Origin of the sequence: Psychrobacillus sp. FSL K6-4615, from assembly GCF_038008225.1 — a bacterium.
GTDB classification, from domain to species: Bacteria; Bacillota; Bacilli; order Bacillales_A; family Planococcaceae; genus Psychrobacillus; species Psychrobacillus psychrotolerans.
Window position 1 is genome coordinate 65,598 of record NZ_JBBOYQ010000002.1, and the last position, 18,900, is coordinate 84,497.

General features: G+C 35.2%; 26 protein-coding genes. 1 reads left to right on the top strand and 25 read right to left on the bottom strand.

All coding sequences use genetic code 11. From position 1 onward, the window contains the following. Positions 1-48: 48 nt before the first annotated feature. From MKX53_RS19115 to MKX53_RS19215, 22 genes are all read right to left on the bottom strand, one after another. A complete protein-coding gene (locus tag MKX53_RS19115; protein WP_340913561.1) occupies positions 49-588 on the bottom strand; it encodes a TIR domain-containing protein in 540 nt (179 codons plus the stop codon). Next, positions 578-1,444 (bottom strand): macro domain-containing protein, encoded by an 867-nt coding sequence (locus MKX53_RS19120; RefSeq protein WP_340913564.1) that lies wholly within the window; start codon positions 1,442-1,444, stop codon positions 578-580. Before MKX53_RS19120 ends, MKX53_RS19115 begins: the two co-directional genes overlap by 11 nt. A 339-nt stretch (positions 1,445-1,783) precedes the next feature. Next, complete coding sequence (locus MKX53_RS19765; protein ID WP_445678287.1) at positions 1,784-1,888, bottom strand: putative holin-like toxin; 105 nt, start codon at positions 1,886-1,888, stop codon at positions 1,784-1,786. A 353-nt stretch (positions 1,889-2,241) separates the two neighbouring features. Then, positions 2,242-2,571, bottom strand: a complete 330-nt coding sequence (locus MKX53_RS19125; protein WP_340765672.1) for a helix-turn-helix transcriptional regulator — start codon at positions 2,569-2,571, stop codon at positions 2,242-2,244. Then, positions 2,568-3,050 (bottom strand): hypothetical protein, encoded by a 483-nt coding sequence (locus MKX53_RS19130; RefSeq protein ID WP_340913566.1) that lies wholly within the window; start codon positions 3,048-3,050, stop codon positions 2,568-2,570. The genes MKX53_RS19125 and MKX53_RS19130 overlap by 4 nt, the downstream gene beginning before the upstream one ends. 69 nt (positions 3,051-3,119) lie before the next feature. Next, the gene (locus tag MKX53_RS19135; protein WP_340913568.1) at positions 3,120-4,178 is read right to left on the bottom strand and encodes a DUF6094 domain-containing protein; all 1,059 of its coding nucleotides are present in this window, start codon (positions 4,176-4,178) and stop codon (positions 3,120-3,122) included. Positions 4,179-4,278: 100 nt separating this feature from the next. After that, complete coding sequence (locus MKX53_RS19140; protein WP_340913570.1) at positions 4,279-4,884, bottom strand: single-stranded DNA-binding protein; 606 nt, start codon at positions 4,882-4,884, stop codon at positions 4,279-4,281. Positions 4,885-4,952: 68 nt separating this feature from the next. Then, the gene (locus tag MKX53_RS19145; RefSeq protein WP_340765663.1) at positions 4,953-5,300 is read right to left on the bottom strand and encodes a DUF6018 family natural product bioysynthesis protein; all 348 of its coding nucleotides are present in this window, start codon (positions 5,298-5,300) and stop codon (positions 4,953-4,955) included. Positions 5,301-5,568: 268 nt separating this feature from the next. Then, on the bottom strand, positions 5,569-5,772 hold the full coding sequence (locus MKX53_RS19150; protein ID WP_340765661.1) for a hypothetical protein: 204 nt from the start codon (positions 5,770-5,772) through the stop codon (positions 5,569-5,571). A 39-nt stretch (positions 5,773-5,811) separates the two neighbouring features. After that, the gene (locus tag MKX53_RS19155; RefSeq protein WP_340765659.1) at positions 5,812-6,264 is read right to left on the bottom strand and encodes a hypothetical protein; all 453 of its coding nucleotides are present in this window, start codon (positions 6,262-6,264) and stop codon (positions 5,812-5,814) included. Positions 6,265-6,653: 389 nt separating this feature from the next. After that, positions 6,654-7,112, bottom strand: coding sequence for a hypothetical protein (locus MKX53_RS19160; protein WP_340913573.1), 459 nt, complete (start codon positions 7,110-7,112; stop codon positions 6,654-6,656). A gap of 412 nt (positions 7,113-7,524) precedes the next feature. Continuing rightward, entirely contained in the window at positions 7,525-7,842 is a 318-nt protein-coding gene (locus MKX53_RS19165) for a hypothetical protein (protein WP_340913575.1), read from the bottom strand. A 71-nt stretch (positions 7,843-7,913) separates the two neighbouring features. After that, the gene (locus MKX53_RS19170; protein ID WP_340765653.1) at positions 7,914-8,222 is read right to left on the bottom strand and encodes a hypothetical protein; all 309 of its coding nucleotides are present in this window, start codon (positions 8,220-8,222) and stop codon (positions 7,914-7,916) included. Between the two features lie 73 nt (positions 8,223-8,295). After that, positions 8,296-8,724 (bottom strand): hypothetical protein, encoded by a 429-nt coding sequence (locus tag MKX53_RS19175; protein WP_340913577.1) that lies wholly within the window; start codon positions 8,722-8,724, stop codon positions 8,296-8,298. An 18-nt stretch (positions 8,725-8,742) separates the two neighbouring features. Next, positions 8,743-8,916: a hypothetical protein gene (locus MKX53_RS19180; RefSeq protein WP_340765651.1), complete on the bottom strand. Its 174-nt coding sequence runs from the start codon at positions 8,914-8,916 to the stop codon at positions 8,743-8,745. Between the two features lie 2 nt (positions 8,917-8,918). Continuing rightward, entirely contained in the window at positions 8,919-9,323 is a 405-nt protein-coding gene (locus MKX53_RS19185; protein ID WP_340913580.1) for a hypothetical protein, read from the bottom strand. An 81-nt stretch (positions 9,324-9,404) separates the two neighbouring features. Next, positions 9,405-10,223 (bottom strand): hypothetical protein, encoded by an 819-nt coding sequence (locus MKX53_RS19190; RefSeq protein WP_340913582.1) that lies wholly within the window; start codon positions 10,221-10,223, stop codon positions 9,405-9,407. After that, a complete protein-coding gene (locus tag MKX53_RS19195; protein WP_340913585.1) occupies positions 10,220-10,768 on the bottom strand; it encodes a hypothetical protein in 549 nt (182 codons plus the stop codon). Before MKX53_RS19195 ends, MKX53_RS19190 begins: the two co-directional genes overlap by 4 nt. 272 nt (positions 10,769-11,040) lie before the next feature. Further along, positions 11,041-11,361 (bottom strand): hypothetical protein, encoded by a 321-nt coding sequence (locus tag MKX53_RS19200; protein ID WP_340913588.1) that lies wholly within the window; start codon positions 11,359-11,361, stop codon positions 11,041-11,043. Positions 11,362-11,517: 156 nt separating this feature from the next. Beyond that, positions 11,518-12,567 carry a GGDEF domain-containing protein gene (locus tag MKX53_RS19205; protein ID WP_340913591.1) on the bottom strand — a complete coding sequence of 350 codons (1,050 nt, stop codon included), beginning with the start codon at positions 12,565-12,567 and terminating at the stop codon, positions 11,518-11,520. An 86-nt stretch (positions 12,568-12,653) separates the two neighbouring features. Then, positions 12,654-15,824 carry a DUF5704 domain-containing protein gene (locus MKX53_RS19210; protein WP_340913592.1) on the bottom strand — a complete coding sequence of 1,057 codons (3,171 nt, stop codon included), beginning with the start codon at positions 15,822-15,824 and terminating at the stop codon, positions 12,654-12,656. Beyond that, on the bottom strand, positions 15,824-16,762 hold the full coding sequence (locus tag MKX53_RS19215; RefSeq protein ID WP_340913595.1) for a hypothetical protein: 939 nt from the start codon (positions 16,760-16,762) through the stop codon (positions 15,824-15,826). Before MKX53_RS19215 ends, MKX53_RS19210 begins: the two co-directional genes overlap by 1 nt. A 154-nt stretch (positions 16,763-16,916) precedes the next feature. On the opposite strand from MKX53_RS19215, the gene MKX53_RS19220 reads away from it, so the two are divergent. Continuing rightward, positions 16,917-17,093: a ribbon-helix-helix domain-containing protein gene (locus tag MKX53_RS19220; protein ID WP_340765633.1), complete on the top strand. Its 177-nt coding sequence runs from the start codon at positions 16,917-16,919 to the stop codon at positions 17,091-17,093. 273 nt (positions 17,094-17,366) lie between these two features. On the opposite strand, the gene MKX53_RS19225 is transcribed toward MKX53_RS19220, so the two are convergent. The 3 genes from MKX53_RS19225 to MKX53_RS19235 form a co-directional block, all read right to left on the bottom strand. Further along, positions 17,367-17,645 (bottom strand): DNA-entry nuclease, encoded by a 279-nt coding sequence (locus tag MKX53_RS19225; protein ID WP_340765631.1) that lies wholly within the window; start codon positions 17,643-17,645, stop codon positions 17,367-17,369. 194 nt (positions 17,646-17,839) lie between these two features. Then, positions 17,840-18,520, bottom strand: a complete 681-nt coding sequence (locus MKX53_RS19230) for a hypothetical protein (RefSeq protein WP_340913597.1) — start codon at positions 18,518-18,520, stop codon at positions 17,840-17,842. A 104-nt stretch (positions 18,521-18,624) separates the two neighbouring features. After that, on the bottom strand, positions 18,625-18,873 hold the full coding sequence (locus MKX53_RS19235) for a hypothetical protein (RefSeq protein ID WP_340913599.1): 249 nt from the start codon (positions 18,871-18,873) through the stop codon (positions 18,625-18,627). Positions 18,874-18,900: the final 27 nt, after the last annotated feature.

Sequence of the window (18,900 nt, forward strand, 5' to 3'; positions counted from 1 at the left end):
TGCTCAAAATGGATTCTTAATAAACATTTAAAGGAATTACGTTATCTCTTATTTATATTCAAGATATATTTTAGGTCCTAAGTACTTTTTATTGTGTACAGTCATATGTTCTAACGCCGACATTATATCATTTTTATTAAATTTAATGTGTAAACACGATAAATCATTCCTACTATTATCGGTTATTCTTTCTCTTAAAGCTCTTGGCCATCTTCTCTCTAACGTAGCCCACTGAGTTTGAATTTCACCTACTCCAACATCTGGATATGTGAGAATTAAAGGTAATTTATAATGGTCTAAAGCTCTCTCTATCTCATAATTCAAAAAGCCTCTATCATAATTTGTATCATTCGATAAAATTATTATCATAACTTTAGAATTACTAAGTCTTTCATTTAAAGCTCTTTTTAAAGTTTCAGGTAAACTAGTATCTCGTACAACATTTGTTTTTTTATGGCTGTCAATATAGTTAAAATCCTCTTTTGCTGCCCAACCTTTTAATAAATTAAAATATCTAATATCCGATTCAGACGGATTTGTTTTACCTTGACCATCAAAAGCTGCATAAACTCCATTTCTATATGCCATTTTTCTCCAACTCCTTTAACTTATAAAAATTAATATTCCTTTTTTTATCTTCATGTATAACAATTTTGATTTTAGAAGGTTCTCTAAATTTTACTTTACTAATCTTAAACGTCCATATAAGAACTTCCAGTAATTGTTGATCTGTAGCATCATAATCTCTCTTCCTAGTAATCCCTGTTCCTAGTAGTGGCATTACAACTGTTTTCTGGTTATATAACGTATTAACTTCACTCCAAAATTTTAATAAGCATGTTGCATATTCTGTTAGGTTTAAACCTGCCTCATTATCATCATCAAATTTTGATAAGGCGACTAAAAAATAATCTTCGTCTCTATATATGCTCCCAAGTTCATATTTTGTAGTCTTTCCCCCCAGCCCTCTAAGTACGCCAGTCTCTTTAATATTTTTTTTCAATCTAGGATCGTTGGTTATCCTTGCATCGAACTTTCGCACGTCCTTTAATTTTGGGTACTTTTTTTGTATGTACATTCCATTTAAAGTACTAGCTGAAATCAAATCATTATCAACTTTAGAATCGAAATACTCATTAAATGCAATTACCTTATAATCTTCAGTATCTTGTTCAAATATATCTCCTACACTAATTTCAAAAATAGAGCCGTCTATATTTAACGTAACCGATTTTAAACCTGATGCTCTTATCAAGAAAGAAATTATGTAAATAATTGAAACGCCAAGTATAATCCAAAACAAAGTATTCTTAAAATCAAAGTCATAAAAAGAAAGAATAACCGAAACTACCGCAAACATAATACTAGGAAAAGCCCAGGCATTTTGCCAAAAACTTTTTTCAAATATTAGTTCCTTTAATTTTGAAACTCTTTTATTATTCATAATTTTTCTAGCCCCCTTATAGTAAAGAAAGAAATTTACTAACCATAAATATGAAAATTCTCACTACTATTGTACCTTTAATATGAAAAGAAAAGTAGCTTGTATTAGAAAGGCCCCTTTAAACCAAATATTCTAAGTGGGGTATTTTACGAGGCACCCACATCTTAAAATACTTGAAAGTGTACTTGCAGATGTTATAATAAAGGTAGAAATTGCTTATACTAAAAAGAACGCTCGGTGTTAGCGCACCAAACGTTCTTGTAATAAAATAGATCGCTTCAAATGCGATCAGCACAGTGGTTAAGTGAACCGTCCTTTGCTTGGGAGCTCAGGGACGGTTTACTTTTTTTGTGAAAAAGTATATGACAAAGCCAAAATAGCCACTATCAGCGAAGAAAAGCCAATTATGAGACTAAAAGCTTGAAAAACTGTCATAAGCATCATCTCCTTCCCCCTCCACGAATGTAGAAGTTAATGGAAAAAAAGATGTGCCAATCGCCCTGAAACTCTATTTTATTACTCTATAATTATACCATACATACGTTCCTCACACGTTAATTCTCCATAAAAAAAAGAAGGTTTTTGCACTCTTCTTTCCATGTTTCATATCCAATCATTTAAGCTGTTTTACACATAAATTGAATACATTTTTCTGGTATTGACAAACCGTTTCTAACGTCTGTATTATTCATTCATTTTCCCTTCAACTCTCTAAGAGAGTTTGCCAATCTCTATAAAAAGTAAACAAAAATGAAGCAGCTAGAGAATTTCTCCGCCACTTCATTTATTCACCACTATTAATATGCGTAAGCTACTGTTGCTAATTCTGTTCGTTTTGAAAATTGAAGAACATATTGAGCGACATCAATCGGAGTCATATTTAAAGCACGGAAAATCTTATCGTATGTATCCGTACTTAAATTGTATGAACCACCTTCAGCTCTTGCAATTGTTTTAAGACTCACATTTGCTAATTTTGCTAGTTCACTTTGTGTGTGATCTAACTCCATTCTTTTGGCAAATATTATATTTCCATAAATGGCCGCTGTGCTAAGAAATAGTTCATGAAGTTCAGGATGTGTTTTTAGTAGTTCAGTTGAATCTAACAAGTTACGTCCTTTTTTCATAAATCATCATCCTCCAAATATTTAGTTGGTTCTTTTATTACCTCTGCATACATCTGATAACTTAGATTTCTCATATGATCAGTTTCATCTACATCTGGCTCCAATGTTTTTATAAAAGCCTTAGTAAAAACATAATATGATTCCCCTTTGTGTTGAATTGGGAAAAAGAGCAATCGTAAATGTTCATTATGACTAATTCCGTAACGCAATTCATAAATTGGAACTACACCTAAAGGTTTCACCAATTGATATTTTTTAGTTCTTGGAAATCCATTAACCATTATATCTAACTGCGTTCTTTCTCGACAAAGTGTTTTTAAGTTAGCTAAAGACAATTTATTGAACGCTAATTGGAGAAAAGTATAATGAATCATATCATTTTGATTAGTTTTTGATGCAAATAAGAGAGCATCTAGATATTCTCCCACGGAATCAATATCATTTTCATCGGTTATGGTTATTATATGATGTTTTATCATGCGCTTAATGTATCATATATTACTCATGTTGTCTAACAATATAAGTAATATATGACCTTCCCTCCTCCATTATACTAACTTTTTCACTTTTCCATTTGGCAAAATCGCTTTGACGGAAACGCTTCTCTTTGTACGTTTTTTCGTTATAATGGAATGCTCCGTCTTTTCCTCTATGACCTCATGAGAGACTATTTCCATACCCTGTACGGCATGTAAAGTATTACCTTCACCAATAATGCCATTTACAGCACCAGAAGCAAGGAGCAAGGCCATTTGACCTTGTGCAACATTTATAAGAGGTTGTCCACCTAACTCTAGTTGCTTTGGTTTGGTACGCTCAATAAAAGCATGAAAACCTTTATTTGATTGAATAAGGTCTATAAATTCAGATTTGTTCTCCATACGTGAATAAAAAGTATTTATATCGGTTTTCGTTCCTTTTACAACCCACGTTTTATGCAGCTTCAGTTTGTCTAATTGCATAACATTTATTTCCACATAAGATTCATCATCCATCTGCAAAAGGAAGTTATAAAGTTTTTCGTTTAATTCCTTATTATCCGAATTTCTCTTCTTTCCAATAAAGATACACTGACGAAAATCAGGGTAATCTTCATCGGTAAAGCGAGTTATCGCAATATCTTCAAAATACGAAGAAAGAAATCTTGCTATCTTCTTATCTGCGTATCTGTAGGAAGGAATAACGTACATTAAAACTCCACCTGTTGTTAGGTAACGAGTACCTCGAACTAACTCTGTATATTCTTTTCGCTCTGTTTTTTCATCACCATGCCCTAGCATCGTATTGTCGTACGGGGGATTGAGATAGACCATTCCCAGTGCATCATTGGATATAACCATGGACTCAATTGGAGCCTGTACTACTTTATCGAGTACCGTACTAGCTAGTTTAGCTCGTGTTTTATCCAACTCTACCCCGTATGTTTTAACAGTGAACGAACGTTCCTCTCTTGCCTCGGTTAGTTGTTTTAGGATTAAACCTTCTCCACAAGTAGGATCTAATACAGATGTATCTTGTTCAAACGTCAATACATCTCGTAAATATTCCCCTTGTCTTGGTGGTGTGGCAAAAAATCCAGCTTTTATCTTATTTCCAATTTGGCTCATAATAAATTCCTCTCAATCTCTATTATTTAAAAATAAAAGAGTCTCCGCAAAAGCAGACACTCTAGTATTTTCTATAGTTATATCTCTCATCCTATCAACTTCAGAAGGGCAGATCGTCGTCCGACACTTCTATTGGTCCATTAGGATATGGTTGGTAATTAGAATTTCCTTGTTGCCCGTTTTGAGAAAATCCACCTTGTTGTCCTCCGTAACCACCACCATTAACACCTGCTCCTACCAACTCTCGATTTTGTTGAAAAGATGGTTGTTGCTGTTGTTGATTATATGATGGTTGCTGTTGTTGCTGTTGATTATAAGTTGGTTGCTGCTGTTGTTGAGTATTCGGTTGATTTGTTTGCCCTTGCTGTCCAGTCGGCTGATTATCTTTCTTCGGCTCTAAGAACTGTACAGAATCGGCAATAACTTCCGACACATAAACTCGCTTACCATCTTGACCCTCATAATGTCTTGTTTGTAAACTGCCTTCAACACCTGCTAAATGACCTTTTTTCAGGAAATTTGCAGCGTTTTCAGCCTGTTTTCTCCAAACAACACAATTGATGAAGTCCGTTTCTTTTTCTCCCTGTTGGTTACTAAATTTACGATTTACAGCTAATGTGAAATTGGCAACTGCTACACCACTTGGAGTGTATTTCAGTTCCGGATCTTTTGTAAGTCGTCCAACCAATGTGATATTGTTTATCATAATAAAGCTCTCCTTTTAACTGGCCTCTTTTTAGGCTCTCAGTTATTGTTTTTATACAAACATTTCTCTCAATCTTCTACTAAGAAAAAGTAATCAACGAAACGTTTAAACATAGATGGTTTAGCAGCATGAGAAGTAGCTGATCCGATAGACCAATTTTTATCTCCTGCCATTCTCCAAATAATACGTTCATCTTGAAATTGTTCTACCATGTTATGAACCAAAGCTACAGCTTCTTTACGAGCAACATTCTTGTCGCTGGCTTTTAAACTGTAATATCTGATTTTCCCATCTGGAGAACGCATTTCTAATCGGAAGTTTCGACAATCTGAAACAATAGTTCCTCCAAAAACTTCACGATATACTTTTTCCATTGTTGTTTCTTGTAATGCTGTTCCTCCAATACTTCTAGTCATAAAACTAAACACCCTTTCTCAAAGTTTTTACTGATTTTCCTCTCGGAGAATACAAAAAAAGCCTTTGAAAAGTTTACTCAAATAGCAAAAAAGCACAATGCTATTATTCATAAACAGTCCAAAGACTTATTATTATTCATCACCGCAGAATCACTCGAAAGAGGATTTGCAAAAAAATATAGAAAAATTAGTATGTATATATTATAAAACGAACTTTTAGCGAAGTCAACGACCACATTTACCTGAGAATAAAAAAAGCTCTATCTCCTCATACGTGAGATAGAGCTTCATTCTTTTTTAGTTCTCTGTGCTCGAAACGAATACGTTCTTTTGCTTGAGACAAAATACGTTGAGCGCGCCATCCATAATATTTAACCATTATCCATGTTTGAGCAACTTGTATCTTCTTCATAAAATAATTATACTTTGCTCTTTCCTCGTTATTCAATAACTCCTTTAAAGTCGTAGTCATTGTAAACTCTCCTTTTATTCCACTTATTAAGGGTATTTTTTAGCCTTCTGTATCCTCTTCATTCAAGATGTCTTCTAACGTTGTATCGGCTTCTGATGATGCCTTTTCCGTTTCATACTCCTTGCTAATGTCCAGACCTAATTTCTTAGACAATGTAATCAGTATCTTGTCACCAAAATAACCACCAAGTACCGCTAAAATACAACTGATGCTATTTAATTTAACACCAACATCAATTGTTGGGCTTTCCCACGGGATATACTGGGGAGCCATACTCATGGTAACACCTACTATCCCCAGCATACATACTTTGCTCAACAACCATACAAAAAATACTATCCTACCAAGATAAGGCATGGATATGAATCGATTCCATACGCTTGTAAAGGACAATGTTTCTATTTTTGTTAACTCCAATTTGCTAATGGATACTGCAATGGCCACAACAATAGTGATCAATGCATAAATCACAAAAACATTACTTACTATCATTTTATTCACCTCCAATTAAATAGTCAAATTACCGATCTCCAAAAACTGAAAATTCCATCTTTCCACTTACATAAATTTTTCCACAAAAAAAGCCTCTGGACAAATTTGTTTTCACATAGCAAATAAATGCTAGATCACAAAAATGCCCAAAGGCGAATAGTTGTTCATCACCGCAGAATCACTCATAATAAGAGGATTTGCATTAAAAAAGAAAGGAAAAAGATATGTATAAAGTATAACTTACAGCGGTAAAAAAGAAAAGATGTTGTAGCCTATTTTACATAGTATCTGTAGGTTTAAAATAAAGTTTGATCCAAAAGTTCTCGCTAACACGCATTTGCTTTAAATAAAATAAACCCGTTTTGAAAAAAAGTTTGTTCAAGATGTGTTTATAAAAAAGTTTGTTCATTTTTCTGCAAGTCTTCACTTATTACATATATTGCTGCACGATTACCAACAGTCTTTTTAGGTTTTCCGTTTGCTAACCAAACTTGTCGAATATGAATAAAAGGTTCAATATGACCAACATATTTTCTATTAAATTCCTTACCAATTTGTGCTTTAATTATACTCGGTTTCCCGAAATATACCATACCAATATCCTTATAGGTATCTGATGCTTCGTTTAAGTCGAATTCTTTTCCATTTTTTTGCGATTTAACAAAATCTCCTACTTCTTTAAAAATGATTTTTCTTAATTCTGAATTAGATAAGGAGGTAGCTGGAATTAATCCATAATGATTGTTTAACAAATCATTAACTAATGTACTAACGTTTACTCCAAGCTGCTTAGCTTCATTAGTAAGACTATTTTCCAATTCAGGGCTAGGATAAAATTGTATCCTCATTTTAAACAACTCCTTAGTGTATTTTTAATGGCGGTTTGTGAGTGGTGACTATTACGCTCATTATAATTACGTCGAAGACATCCGTCAACCTTATTTCAAACAAAAAAAGGGTGAGAACTTAGCCATTCTTCAAATCTATTTCCTATTTCTGAATTTAATTAAACAGGATTTTTAATCAAACTTTATTACAAATTATCAATCTTTATTTTAAATAATCGAACTCTTTTTAATTGGTTCATTCTTTTTTATAAACTACAGTATCTATATCGAGTTACTTTATACCCTTTACAGTAACTAACCTTAGATACTATAGAGTAAAAAAACTTTAATACACTTCTATTGGATCAAGGAAATCCTTGATGTAAAAGGAAAAAACGTAGTAACTACAAGTAGTTACTACGTCGTTTTTTATTTAATCAAATATACTTAATTGTACTAGCTCATGTTGGGGTTTTCGAATTAAGTGGTGACTGATATGAATGGTTCGGAAAGTAAATCTATCATTTTCAATAGCTAATATTCTATCCGTTTCCCAACCACGACCAGTCCTTCTTTCTACAACCTCTCCAACTTTATAGCCCCAATCAATAATGGTAGCTAAATATCTAAGTGGTTCCACTAATTTGTTTCGTTCATCAAATTTATGTTCCTTAAATAATTTGGAACTTCGAGCAGATAGCTCGTTAAATTCACTGATCAGTTCTTCGTTTGTTTTTATTACAGTGGTCATTACTTTTCTCTCACCTTCTATTAGCGAGCAATCACTAATTTTATTCCTTCAATGCTATTTAGCATTAATTTCTATACCTCTTTAGTTGGTACGAGTACAGGGCAAATTGGAATTTCCACAAAACCAGAGCGATAGTAGTTAATTGGCTTATCTACTATTTTTGCATCTAGCAATAATTGCAGCATTCCTGAGTTCTCCGAATAATCTTTAATGGCTACATGGCCTGGTGGTAACATTCCTACTGACACACTTGCTCGAGCTTGAAACTTTTTACCTCTCACCGAGTACAATTCAATAAAAATGTCCCCTTCACTCTCCATAACTTCTACGAAACATTTTTTATTGCTATATGTTAAGGTAATCATCTCATTGTTTTTCATAATATATTTCCTCCGCTTTCTGTTCGTATGCTTCTTATGAGATAATTTAAATTACCTCATATGGAAGTTGTTTTCACATTGTTGGCACATATTCATTCAATCCTTCTTGAAAATGCAAACACCATATTTGAGTAGGTATCTCTACTTCAAATGGTTCCTGTTCGGCATATCCCACAATGCATTCATCCGTCACTCCAATAGATTGAACATCACTTTCAACATTTACTTTGTATAAGTCAACCATGCAGTTTTCACCGGTACTCATCGCTATCTTTTGTGAGAGTTGATTAACCATAGTTTGTAACTGTTGTTCACTGTATTCAACTGTTGGATTAACTTGTAAGCGAAGTGTGGAATCATAAAAGGGATGCCAGATAGCAAAACCTTGATCTACAAATGTAATTAAGCCTTTAGCTGCTCCTTGGTCACCATCAAACTTCTCTAATATTTGTTGGTTATAGATAACAATAATTTTTAACGTTTCTATTAATTGCTCATTCATTAAAATTCCTCCAAAGTGTTATTCCGCAATGATTTCAAGTTCATGAGTTTCCATGTACTCTTCAAAAGCTTCAATAAACTCGTTTTGTTGTTCATTGATTTCTTCCTCACTCAATCCCTGGTCCACTAAGTCCATATGAACTCCTTGCCAGTTTTGTCCGTGTTCTTGTAACATCCACTGATTAAACGTCATCTTTAGATTTGCACAACTTTGTTGCCAAAGAACAATACAAGACCGTCTATCGCAATAGAATGAAGTTCATCTTTGAGATACATAGATGTGGCATCCTCTATCGAAAGGTAACTCTTCTGTTTATTTGTGTTACGCAAAATAAGCAGACAGTTCCCATCTATATCCCAAACCGTATCTCCAAATTCAAACTCACCAAATTCTCTACCTATTTCATCCCAAAATTTAGATTCCTCTATATATTTATCAATATCTAGTGTGTCCTCTAAATCGCAAAGACGACTATTTAAAGCGGAATCTAATATATCCTTTTGTTCAAAACTACATGCACGAACATACAAGTTTTGAAGTTCGTACGTGATTTTTTCGATTAATAGCGTAGGTAATTGTTGAATGAATGTTGTTTTCATATAAAGTTCCTCCCAATTTGGACCACAAAGGAAGTGTTAAACACTCCCCTTGAAGTCGCTAAAATTTGCCTCTAAACGTGTTTACGCATATCGACGTAAACTTAATTCACTTCGTTTGTTTCGATGGAAATTCAATACTCTCGACTCAGTATCTAAAGACATCACGATAAAGTCCGTTTGCAAATCAACCACTTGTCGATTCTTCGTGACGATAGACTTAGGAATTGCTCCGGTAAGTACCCATTCATCGAGTAGTTCCATATTTACCTTTCCATAGGTACAAACAAAATTCTCACCCAAAACATCCAGTAACGTTTCCATTTCCCACTTTGGTGCATGAGGTAAATAAGAAACACTACCAATGGAGGTTTTTATCTTCTTATCTTTGATAAGCTTAGGTATTTGTTCTAATTGCACCTTCAAACTTTCATATTCTCTTTGATTCGTCTCTAATTTTTTGTGCTCCCGCTGAATTTCCTGAAGCAGGTCTTCATAGGACTGCCCTCCAAATAAGGTATCCACCTTTTGCGTATAAGACTTCCCTTTTTTATTCAAGGTTGGTCGAACGTAATAAGTAGGTGGTAACAAAAAGGGAGCAGCTAATTCCGCTTTGTTCTCATTGTTCATTTTCTTAACATCCAGGCTAATCAGAGAGATTGCCATATCAGGTTTTACATAATCGAATAGATCCATGATTATTGCTGAATGGTCAGTAATTCTTTTCTCTTTGGTCACGTATTTAACAACCATATTAATCTCGTCAAATACATACCGTTTCCCTGGAAGTTGGTCAAATTCTTTACGCAAGAACAGTTTTGCTTCTTCCAAGAAGTGTTCTCGTTGTTTCATCTCTCGGTATTGACCTTCTTTGATATAAGTTTCAAACGCTTTAATCGTCATGAAACTTTCATTCCCTCTTCATGATAAGAAAATAAATCATGAGTTTTAGGTTGGAAGGTTGCTGATACATCCTCTATTTTTCGCATATAGGAAGCTATATTACGATTGGTGATACCATGATTACGGACTTGGCAATTCACCACTCCACTTTGCATTAGGACAATACCTACCTGTTCTTGTTCATATAAACCAAACATAGAACAACGGGTATATCCTTGTTTCTCCGCAAGTTTGACCAGTTCATTTTGAGAAAAATCCGTTTGATAAATCCACTCAATTCCACTAAAAGAAGGCTCAAATGCTCCTAAAAATTGGTCAATGATATATCGAAATGAGTCTGGACTTCCCGAAAATAATAGTCGGTACCCTCTTGATTCTGTTCCTCTAGTAGAGAATGGAACAATTTGAAACGTAGTTTGTTCATGTCTCCATAAAAGTGATTGTTTTTCCGCATGTTTGAAATGTAATGGGAGCAGAAGTGGAAATAATTCACTCGGATCTTCCTTCATAAAACAAGTGACACTATAATAAGGTTTCCCTGTCATAATGCCATCCCCCACTGACTACAATTCATAAAATTCATTACTCAACACCCTTTCTCAAAGTTTTTTCTTTCTCTTTTAGAGAACGCAAAAAAGGCCTTTGAGCAGAATGGTTTACATAGCAAAAATGCTATGAATCTCAATCTGCCCAAAGGCCTATAAATTGTTCATCACCGCAGAACCAGTCAAAAAAGAAAGGTTTGCCTAAAAAAAGAAATAAAATATTACCCTTTAATTATAACAAAATCGCGCACTCTCAGCAAGTGCACGATTAGTTATTTTAGTTTAGGTGAATAGGTGAAAAATGCAATTTCATCTTTTTCGGAAAGATATAATAAATGCTGAAACTCTTTTTCTAATAGATGAAAATTCGAATCACCGTCAGGAATCGTCAAATAAATTTCAGGTAATTCCGATGCTAAAGATTTAACCATTTTTGAAGCAACCGTGGTAATCTGCTCCCTGCTATTTCTTCCGAGGGTCTGTGCTTTCTTTTTAGTCAATCCAGCATACATAAATAAGACTTTATTGCCATCAACATCTCGTGTACTTTTGGAACGTTTATAAGAGTATATTGATTCTTGGTAATACTGCATTTCAACAAAACCTTCTTTATATTATTTGCTCAACCCATTATTTGGTAAAAGGTATGAGAATTGGTTAATACGTTATTTATAATATACTTAAAAGTATTTTTGTTTACAATACTAAAATTTAATATATGCTTCTAGGTATAGATGGTTTTCATTTTCTTAATCAGAATAGATTACTTTATTTTTACCTGTTGTTTTAGCTGAATACATCCTCACATCTGCTTTTTTAATTAATGCGTTTACCTCCTTCTCTTCCTCGTTTGAAGCAACCCCTACACTTACAGTAACAATGGTTAACTCTTCTACTTTGCTACGGAAGTTCTCTGCTAATTTCCTTTCATTACCTTGCGTAACGATTCCCACCATTTCTTCTCCACCAAAACGACAAACGTACCCCTTATTTCCAACCAATTCTTTTAATATTTTTCCTACTTGAATCAATACTTGATCTCCAACATCATGCCCTTGCGTATCATTCAATCGCTTAAAGTTATCAATGTCTGCAAAGATAACACTTACTTCTTCTTGATGAATTAATTGATTCAACTTGCTATACAAAAATCGCTTATTAAACAGACCTGTCAGACCGTCTGTAACGCTGTTTAAACCCGCTGCTTGCATCATCCCTAGCACACGTTCAAAAAAGCGTATAACCTCATGTGTCATTAAAATAAGAAGCATTACGCTGAATATAAAACGACCCCCATTAAAAGGCAACCACTGTCCTATCACTATAAAAAGTGCTGTCGTCATAAGTAAAATCCCTTGGATATAACTGTTCTCTTGTTCTAATCGAGAAAGATACAGCAAATAACCTCCATATCCCATAAACACAACTATCACTACTGCACCTGCTAAGATTTCATGAAAGAAAAAGGATATTCCCAATAAGCTAAGAACAACTGCCAATGGCCACTGCTCCACCTTGTTTTTGGAAGTTAGTAAGAAACGTCTAGTTGCAATTGCTAAGAATACTAAGAATGCACCTAAATGAAAACCTGTACTCCAAAAATACAAACGTTCCCCTGTAGCTGCCTGAAATAAAATAAGTGAACACAGAGCCAATAAAAGCATTATGGAGCTGTAAAGTACATCTGTGCGTCTTTTCGTTTTGCTATATAGGTAATAGGATAAAACGGATAAAAGGATAAAAAAAGTAGGCAGATACAATAATGGTAGTGCGATTATATCAATAGAAAATATCTTCATGTTTGTATGTCCTTTCTTATTTAGATAGAAGAAAACCTCTTGCAAAGTAATGACTATGCAAGAGGTTTTTGTTTCATATGTGACACTTAATGTGTTACCGAAGGAACAAAATCTTCCAGTGATGATTTGTCTCCGTGATAGAAGATTACGTCACCATCAATTAATGGGAAGTTGAAACCATATGGATCGGTGAATGAATATTTAAAACCTTCGCGTTTCCATTGGTTCGATAATTCTCCATTAATGTATTGCAAATGTGGTTTTGATAAATCTCCATTTTGAATGGATTCAATATCAAAGTTCACAATCAGATAACCGTCTCGGAGGAAAAGTGGGTGCGATTTGTTCAATCGATGTGTCTGACCATACCCAGCTATATTTTTCCCCTCTTCTACAATGTATATATCTGCAGGTAAACTATATTCCCCATACCATGTTTGTTCGGAAGATATAGCATCTGCTTGAGGTACCATCGCATTAACCGGAACATTGTTTGCTAAAGGTCCCATAAAGGTACGTAGTTTCCAATGAAGGATTTGGTCTCCATAAGGACCGGTAGCATTTGCTTGTTTCGAGTAATCTCGCTCAAAATTACGTATAAACGTATGGATAAACTGTGTATTCTTTTCTGTCGTATATCCATAGTTATTAGCATGGCGATAATAATAATCTGCTGTATTGTTTAACTGATCGGTTGGAACATTTCGTAATGGTTCATTTAACTTCACCATACGGTATTCTTTATCTTGTGCGGAGCCAATCTTCACGAAGTATTTTGCGTCGTTATGATAATATACATCAACTTTTCTTCTGTTTTGTCCGTTCTTATCTACAAAATAGAAGGAAGGAGTAATGTGTACACCATCTTTTTGTTCACGCATATCGCCTTTGGTTTTCATATCGAACTTGAATTGATAACCAGTTTTTACTGCGACATTTTTATACCCGTCTGGATGGCTGCCGTGACGAATCGGTAATCGGAAAGGTTCTGTAAATGTTGTTCGTGGTTGCCCATCAATCATTTTATCCCCTACCCAATATTGATTCCCCGTTGGTTCGATAAGTCCTTTGGTTGTACGGAATACATTCTCCCAATTGAAATCTAGTATATCGGTTACTCGGAAGTCATATAGCCTTCCTACTACGTCCACTTCAATCGTGTCGTATGCTACATGATTTGCCATGATTCCATTAGGAGTACGATAAGTTAAATTCAAGTTGGCATGATGTTCTTCTGGTAACTCTGCAGGAGCATTTATTGCTATACTACGGAATTTAACCGTATATTCACCCTCTGGTACCCAAACTGGCATAAAGAAGGTTACATCCGTTTGGTTTAAAGGTACTCTAATCCATGTTTCTTTTGGATAAAATCCGCTCTTGTCTGCTGTATATACATCAAATGGAAACTTCACTTGTTTACCATCTGTCTTTGTATATTTCGCATAATCACGATTACCATAACCAGGAGCCATACCTACGTCTAAATGTTGTCCACTTGTTGGTAATGTTACCGTAAATGGTCTATCTAAGATAAAGGCATGACGGTCTGTATCTGAATTAGCGGGTGTTGAACGGTCAGGTGGATCTGTTCGTTGGTCATGTTCCTTATCGTCACTTGCTTTTGCGTACATGACGACTGGCGTATGAACCGTTACTGTATTAATTTTCGTTGGTGATGTACCCGTAAACTCTCTGGTTCCACCACCTGTATTAACCGTGTGTATCGTTTCATACCGCGCTGTAATCGAACTTGGTGTTTGCCATTTGTTTACCTTTGTAGGTTCAATTTGTAAAGAAGATTGCTCCACTTTTACTTGACCAGCAATTGGAATAGGTGATGGTGTTGGTCCGTTCAATGATGCCATAGAATCCGACATAGATGTATTGCCATCTACCACTACTAAGTCATTTTTTACATCTGGAGGACGACTGCCTATAGCGGCTGCTCCCTGTAAATTGGCTGTTGGTGCAGAAGGTCTCGATTCTCCACCATCGACTGTTTCTAATCCTAAGTAAACACTTTCACAATTTTTCGGGAAAACATGATTATTTACGTTTGAACTATGATTAGAATTAGCCGTTACCTGTTGGAAGTTTGGTACAATTGCTATTTCATTTGGCAACGCATAATTTCTAAAAGTTGCATCCATGAATGAATAAATAGCTAAATGTCCAATTTGCCAATAAGAGATGGAGTATGCATCGCTTATGTCTCCCTCTTGTCTTACGTGTTCATACATATACGTGTTAGAAGCTTTATCTAACCAACGCAACATATAATCTTTTGTAACTTTCACTTGATACGTAACGGAACCATTCATTCCTTGATAACGGTAATCTGATAAATATTTCTCTGAATACCCTTCTACCTTCAAGTACTCGGAGGATGGAATACCATACGTCAATACTTTAAACTGACTACTTTCAGCTGATTCCGTTATCAATCCGTTAGGATCAGCGAGCATATTACTCGGGTTACTATTCATCGAACCCCCCGTACCAACATTAATGTCTTTCGGACAAGCTAGTGTTGGTGGTGGGGTGACTGAAGGTGGCCCTGGATCAGTTGGTGGTGTCCCTCCTGGAGTACAACCCGCTCCATTTGGATTAGTAACACAAGGGTCAACAGGGGGATTTGTTCCTCCTGTTGGTTCGATAAGATAGTCATAAGCTACTCCAGATTTAGTTGCTACGTTGTAAATATAATATGGTCCTGTTTTGCCTTCCCATGTAGCTTCATCTCTATCATATTTCCAAAGAGACCTATTAATATCAACCGCCCATTTATTTTGCGGTCGGCTTTTTTCAAATTCTGTAGGATGACAATTTCCAGAGCCTTCTGGAGTATATGGTGGTTTTGCAGTTCCTTGGGGTAACCCTTTTGTTTCTTCTGTGCAATCTCGAATAGATAACGGGTAGGTTCTCGGTCCCATCACATCATATACCAACTTTTCCGCAATTTTATAACCACTCGGAGGTGTATAACTAGCACCACCATCAACAATTAATTGTTGATTAGCAGTTTTCGTTGCGTGCCATGTTGCACGAGGCGTATTCACCTGTACATGAATCCAACGGTCTCCCGATAAGCTAGCCGGAAAATCCGAAGGTGCATGTTGACGATGTAGATTAGCTGCAGGTCCTGTAAGTGTTTTCGTTGCTGCATACACAGTCACCCCACCAATAAGCGGAGAAATGAATTGGAAAATAATTAAAGCTAAAAGAAATAAAACAATTTTTTTCTTTTGTTTCATTATTCCTCCCCGTGCATGATTTTGACAAGACGAAGATTACGTTTAGATGGTGTTTCATAAAGTACATTAGTAGCATTTCTATCCACAAACATACCTGCTCCTACTCCATATAAACCGTTCTTTTCATCTAAATAACGATATACTCGATACTCGTCACCTACATTTAACTCACGCACTTTATCTAATGTGCCATTGTCTAATCGTTTCCAAAGTGTTGCCGGTTTTTTTACAGTTACTTTGCCAAGTTGACCTTTCCAAAGTTCCGTTTTCCCCCACATTACTTTGTTCATTAAAGGGAAAGTACCTCCAGTTTTAATACGGTCATACGCATCTAATACTAAATCTTGATTAGGCAAAAAGTATGCTTTGATTTGGCCTGGTTCTTTTAAAGCGTAGGTCATCCCACCAAACCAGTACTTTCCATCGGAACTATATGATTTGTCTAAATAGATTGCCAATCCTGCATAGTAGTTTGGATCGTTGAAATCACTGAATTTTATTAATCCAAACTTTAATCTACCATCTTCTATTGCCCATTTATCAGGATACCCCTTATCTATAGCATAACCTTCAGGATAACCTGTAAAGCCTAAAGGGCTACTCCCTACATGCTTTGATTTATCTAGAGTTGGATACATTTGAAATCCTACCGCTTTTACTTTGGTAATAGCCCAATTAACCCATTCGACATTCCGTTCCACTTTTGGTTGGTCAATTCGAATTAGTAATGTACCCTTTCTATTACCTACGTCAATGCTGTGTCCGCCTCTACCGTCATTTAACCACTTCACATCTAACTGCTCAATTGTATGGTTATCTGGAAGCTTTGATGCAGCTTCTACAGCTATAGGGGCTTGTCCAACCCCTTCAACTGCTCCACTTAATATACTTAATGATAATGCTCCTGCTATTGACCATTTCCCTACTGTTTTCAACATATTTCATTTCCCCTTTCGATTATCCCTATCTCATTTGAATTGCATCTAACCTTAATACTATTGTACCATATTTAACCAATAGGTGCAAGCACTTGCAAGCACTTTATTAAAGTTGTATAGTTAGATATATAATCAAAGAAGAAGGTGTAATCGTATGGCTAAAGATAATAAATTGGTAACTCGCACTCGCTTTTCAAATTCACTTCGAAATGATTTGTTTGAAGCATTAGTTAAACTGTCAAATGATACTGACATACCTCAATCGAAGCTATTAGATCAAGCTACAGAATTACTTTTAAAGGAACATAACCGCTCCACTTCAAAAAATTAAGTTGCTCGTTGTCTTAGTCTTTTTGGCAAATTCTCCTTCCTCATAGCACAAAAAAACCCTCACACAAAATTACTGTACAAATTAGTACAGAACATTTCGCGTGAGGGTATTCCTCTTTGCTATTTTATAGTTATTGAATTTTAATATGGTTGCTTTTTATTTTAAGTGACAAGCTCTTCCTAGCCACATAATACATGAATATCATACTGAAAAATTGTTTTTCCGTCAAGCACTTGTAACTTCAGAATCTGAATTAACTATTAATTATCTTAATTACTGAGTTACATGATAGAACATCATACCTAATCGCTTATAATACTCGAATTCACCACTTTCTTTAAGCATATTTACCTTCGTTAATACCGTTCCATGTGTTCGCCCTAGAACAAAAGCAATATCCTCTTTCTTCGTACATTCCCAGATAGAACACATATAAGATAGTTCTTCTTCCGTAAACCGGTTGCGATGATTTTCATGGACACCCGGATGATACTTCATTCTCCCATTTGATGCTGTGAATTCGATATTTTCTAAAGTATTAATTGTATACATACTAACATCCCCCTTTGTTGTCCGTGTATATTGCTTATTTTAAGAAACACAAAAACCCCCACACAAAATGCCTGTACTAATGAGTACAGAACGCTTTGCGTGAGGGTACACCTCTTGGTCGCTTAAATTTTTAATGCTCTTATTATCATGGTGAGCTTTTCTGCCCACTTACTTCACTCCCTAATCATACCTAATTACCTACTATTCGTCAATTCTTGATTTTTCTCATGGGAAGGCAATCTGGTATCCAATTGAAATAGCAGATTCTTCTTTTTTAATACAATGCGATGATTCTCAAACATTTCTCTCTCAGCGGGTAGTACCCAATCCAATGTATTTGTCGTTGGTGTATATTTCTTCTTAGACTCTTCCATTCGTTGAAACCATTTTTCATCTCGGTTTTGTTCTGTTCGTAATAATTCTTCCATTTCATCTACCATTTCTTCGATTAATACTTTCAAGGAAGCCGTACTTTCCTTATCAAAAAAGGAGTAATCTGACCTTTCAAATGCTTTCATCAATTTTACATAAGATTGCTGTGTGAAATGGTGGTGCTGCAACCAATCTAAAAATACGATATGATTGTTCATTCGTTCAAATTCCATAAGTAAGGGAATATCTTGGGTATGACGTTCTATATATGATTTAAACTGAACAGGAGTCAACTTGTCTGTGCACAAACAGACAAACGATGCTCCAAATAACTCTATCTCATATGTAGCTGGGACATCTCGATCAACCAAATGACCAATAGTTTCAATTACTCGTTCTACATCCACACGCGTATCTTTTGCGTAGAAAAATCTAATTTCTTCTTGTACAAGCGAATACCACGATTCATAGTTTTTGGCTAAATAGAATGTAGGAGTTCCCACCCTTTCGTTCCCATTAGGAAATATTTCAATTGAATACAACAAGTCTAACCCTCGTTTCTTTATGTATGCCTATCAATAAGAACATTCTAAAATATTCATATTATCTATCGTTTCTTTTGTTCGTTTACCTTGAGAAGCGCTCTTTGGAAATTGACAAGACCATTGCCTATAATTCCACCTACAATAGCACCGGTTCCCCCTGTCCCAATAGCAGATAGTATAAAAACAATGAGTGGTGGATTATTCCCTGTTGCCATTAATATATAAATAGAAAAAAAGATACCTAAAATGGAAAAGATAATGATCCAAATATAATGATATATTGTTAAAGCCACCAATGATTCTTTATCCATAGTATATCCCTCCATTAAGTGCAAAGA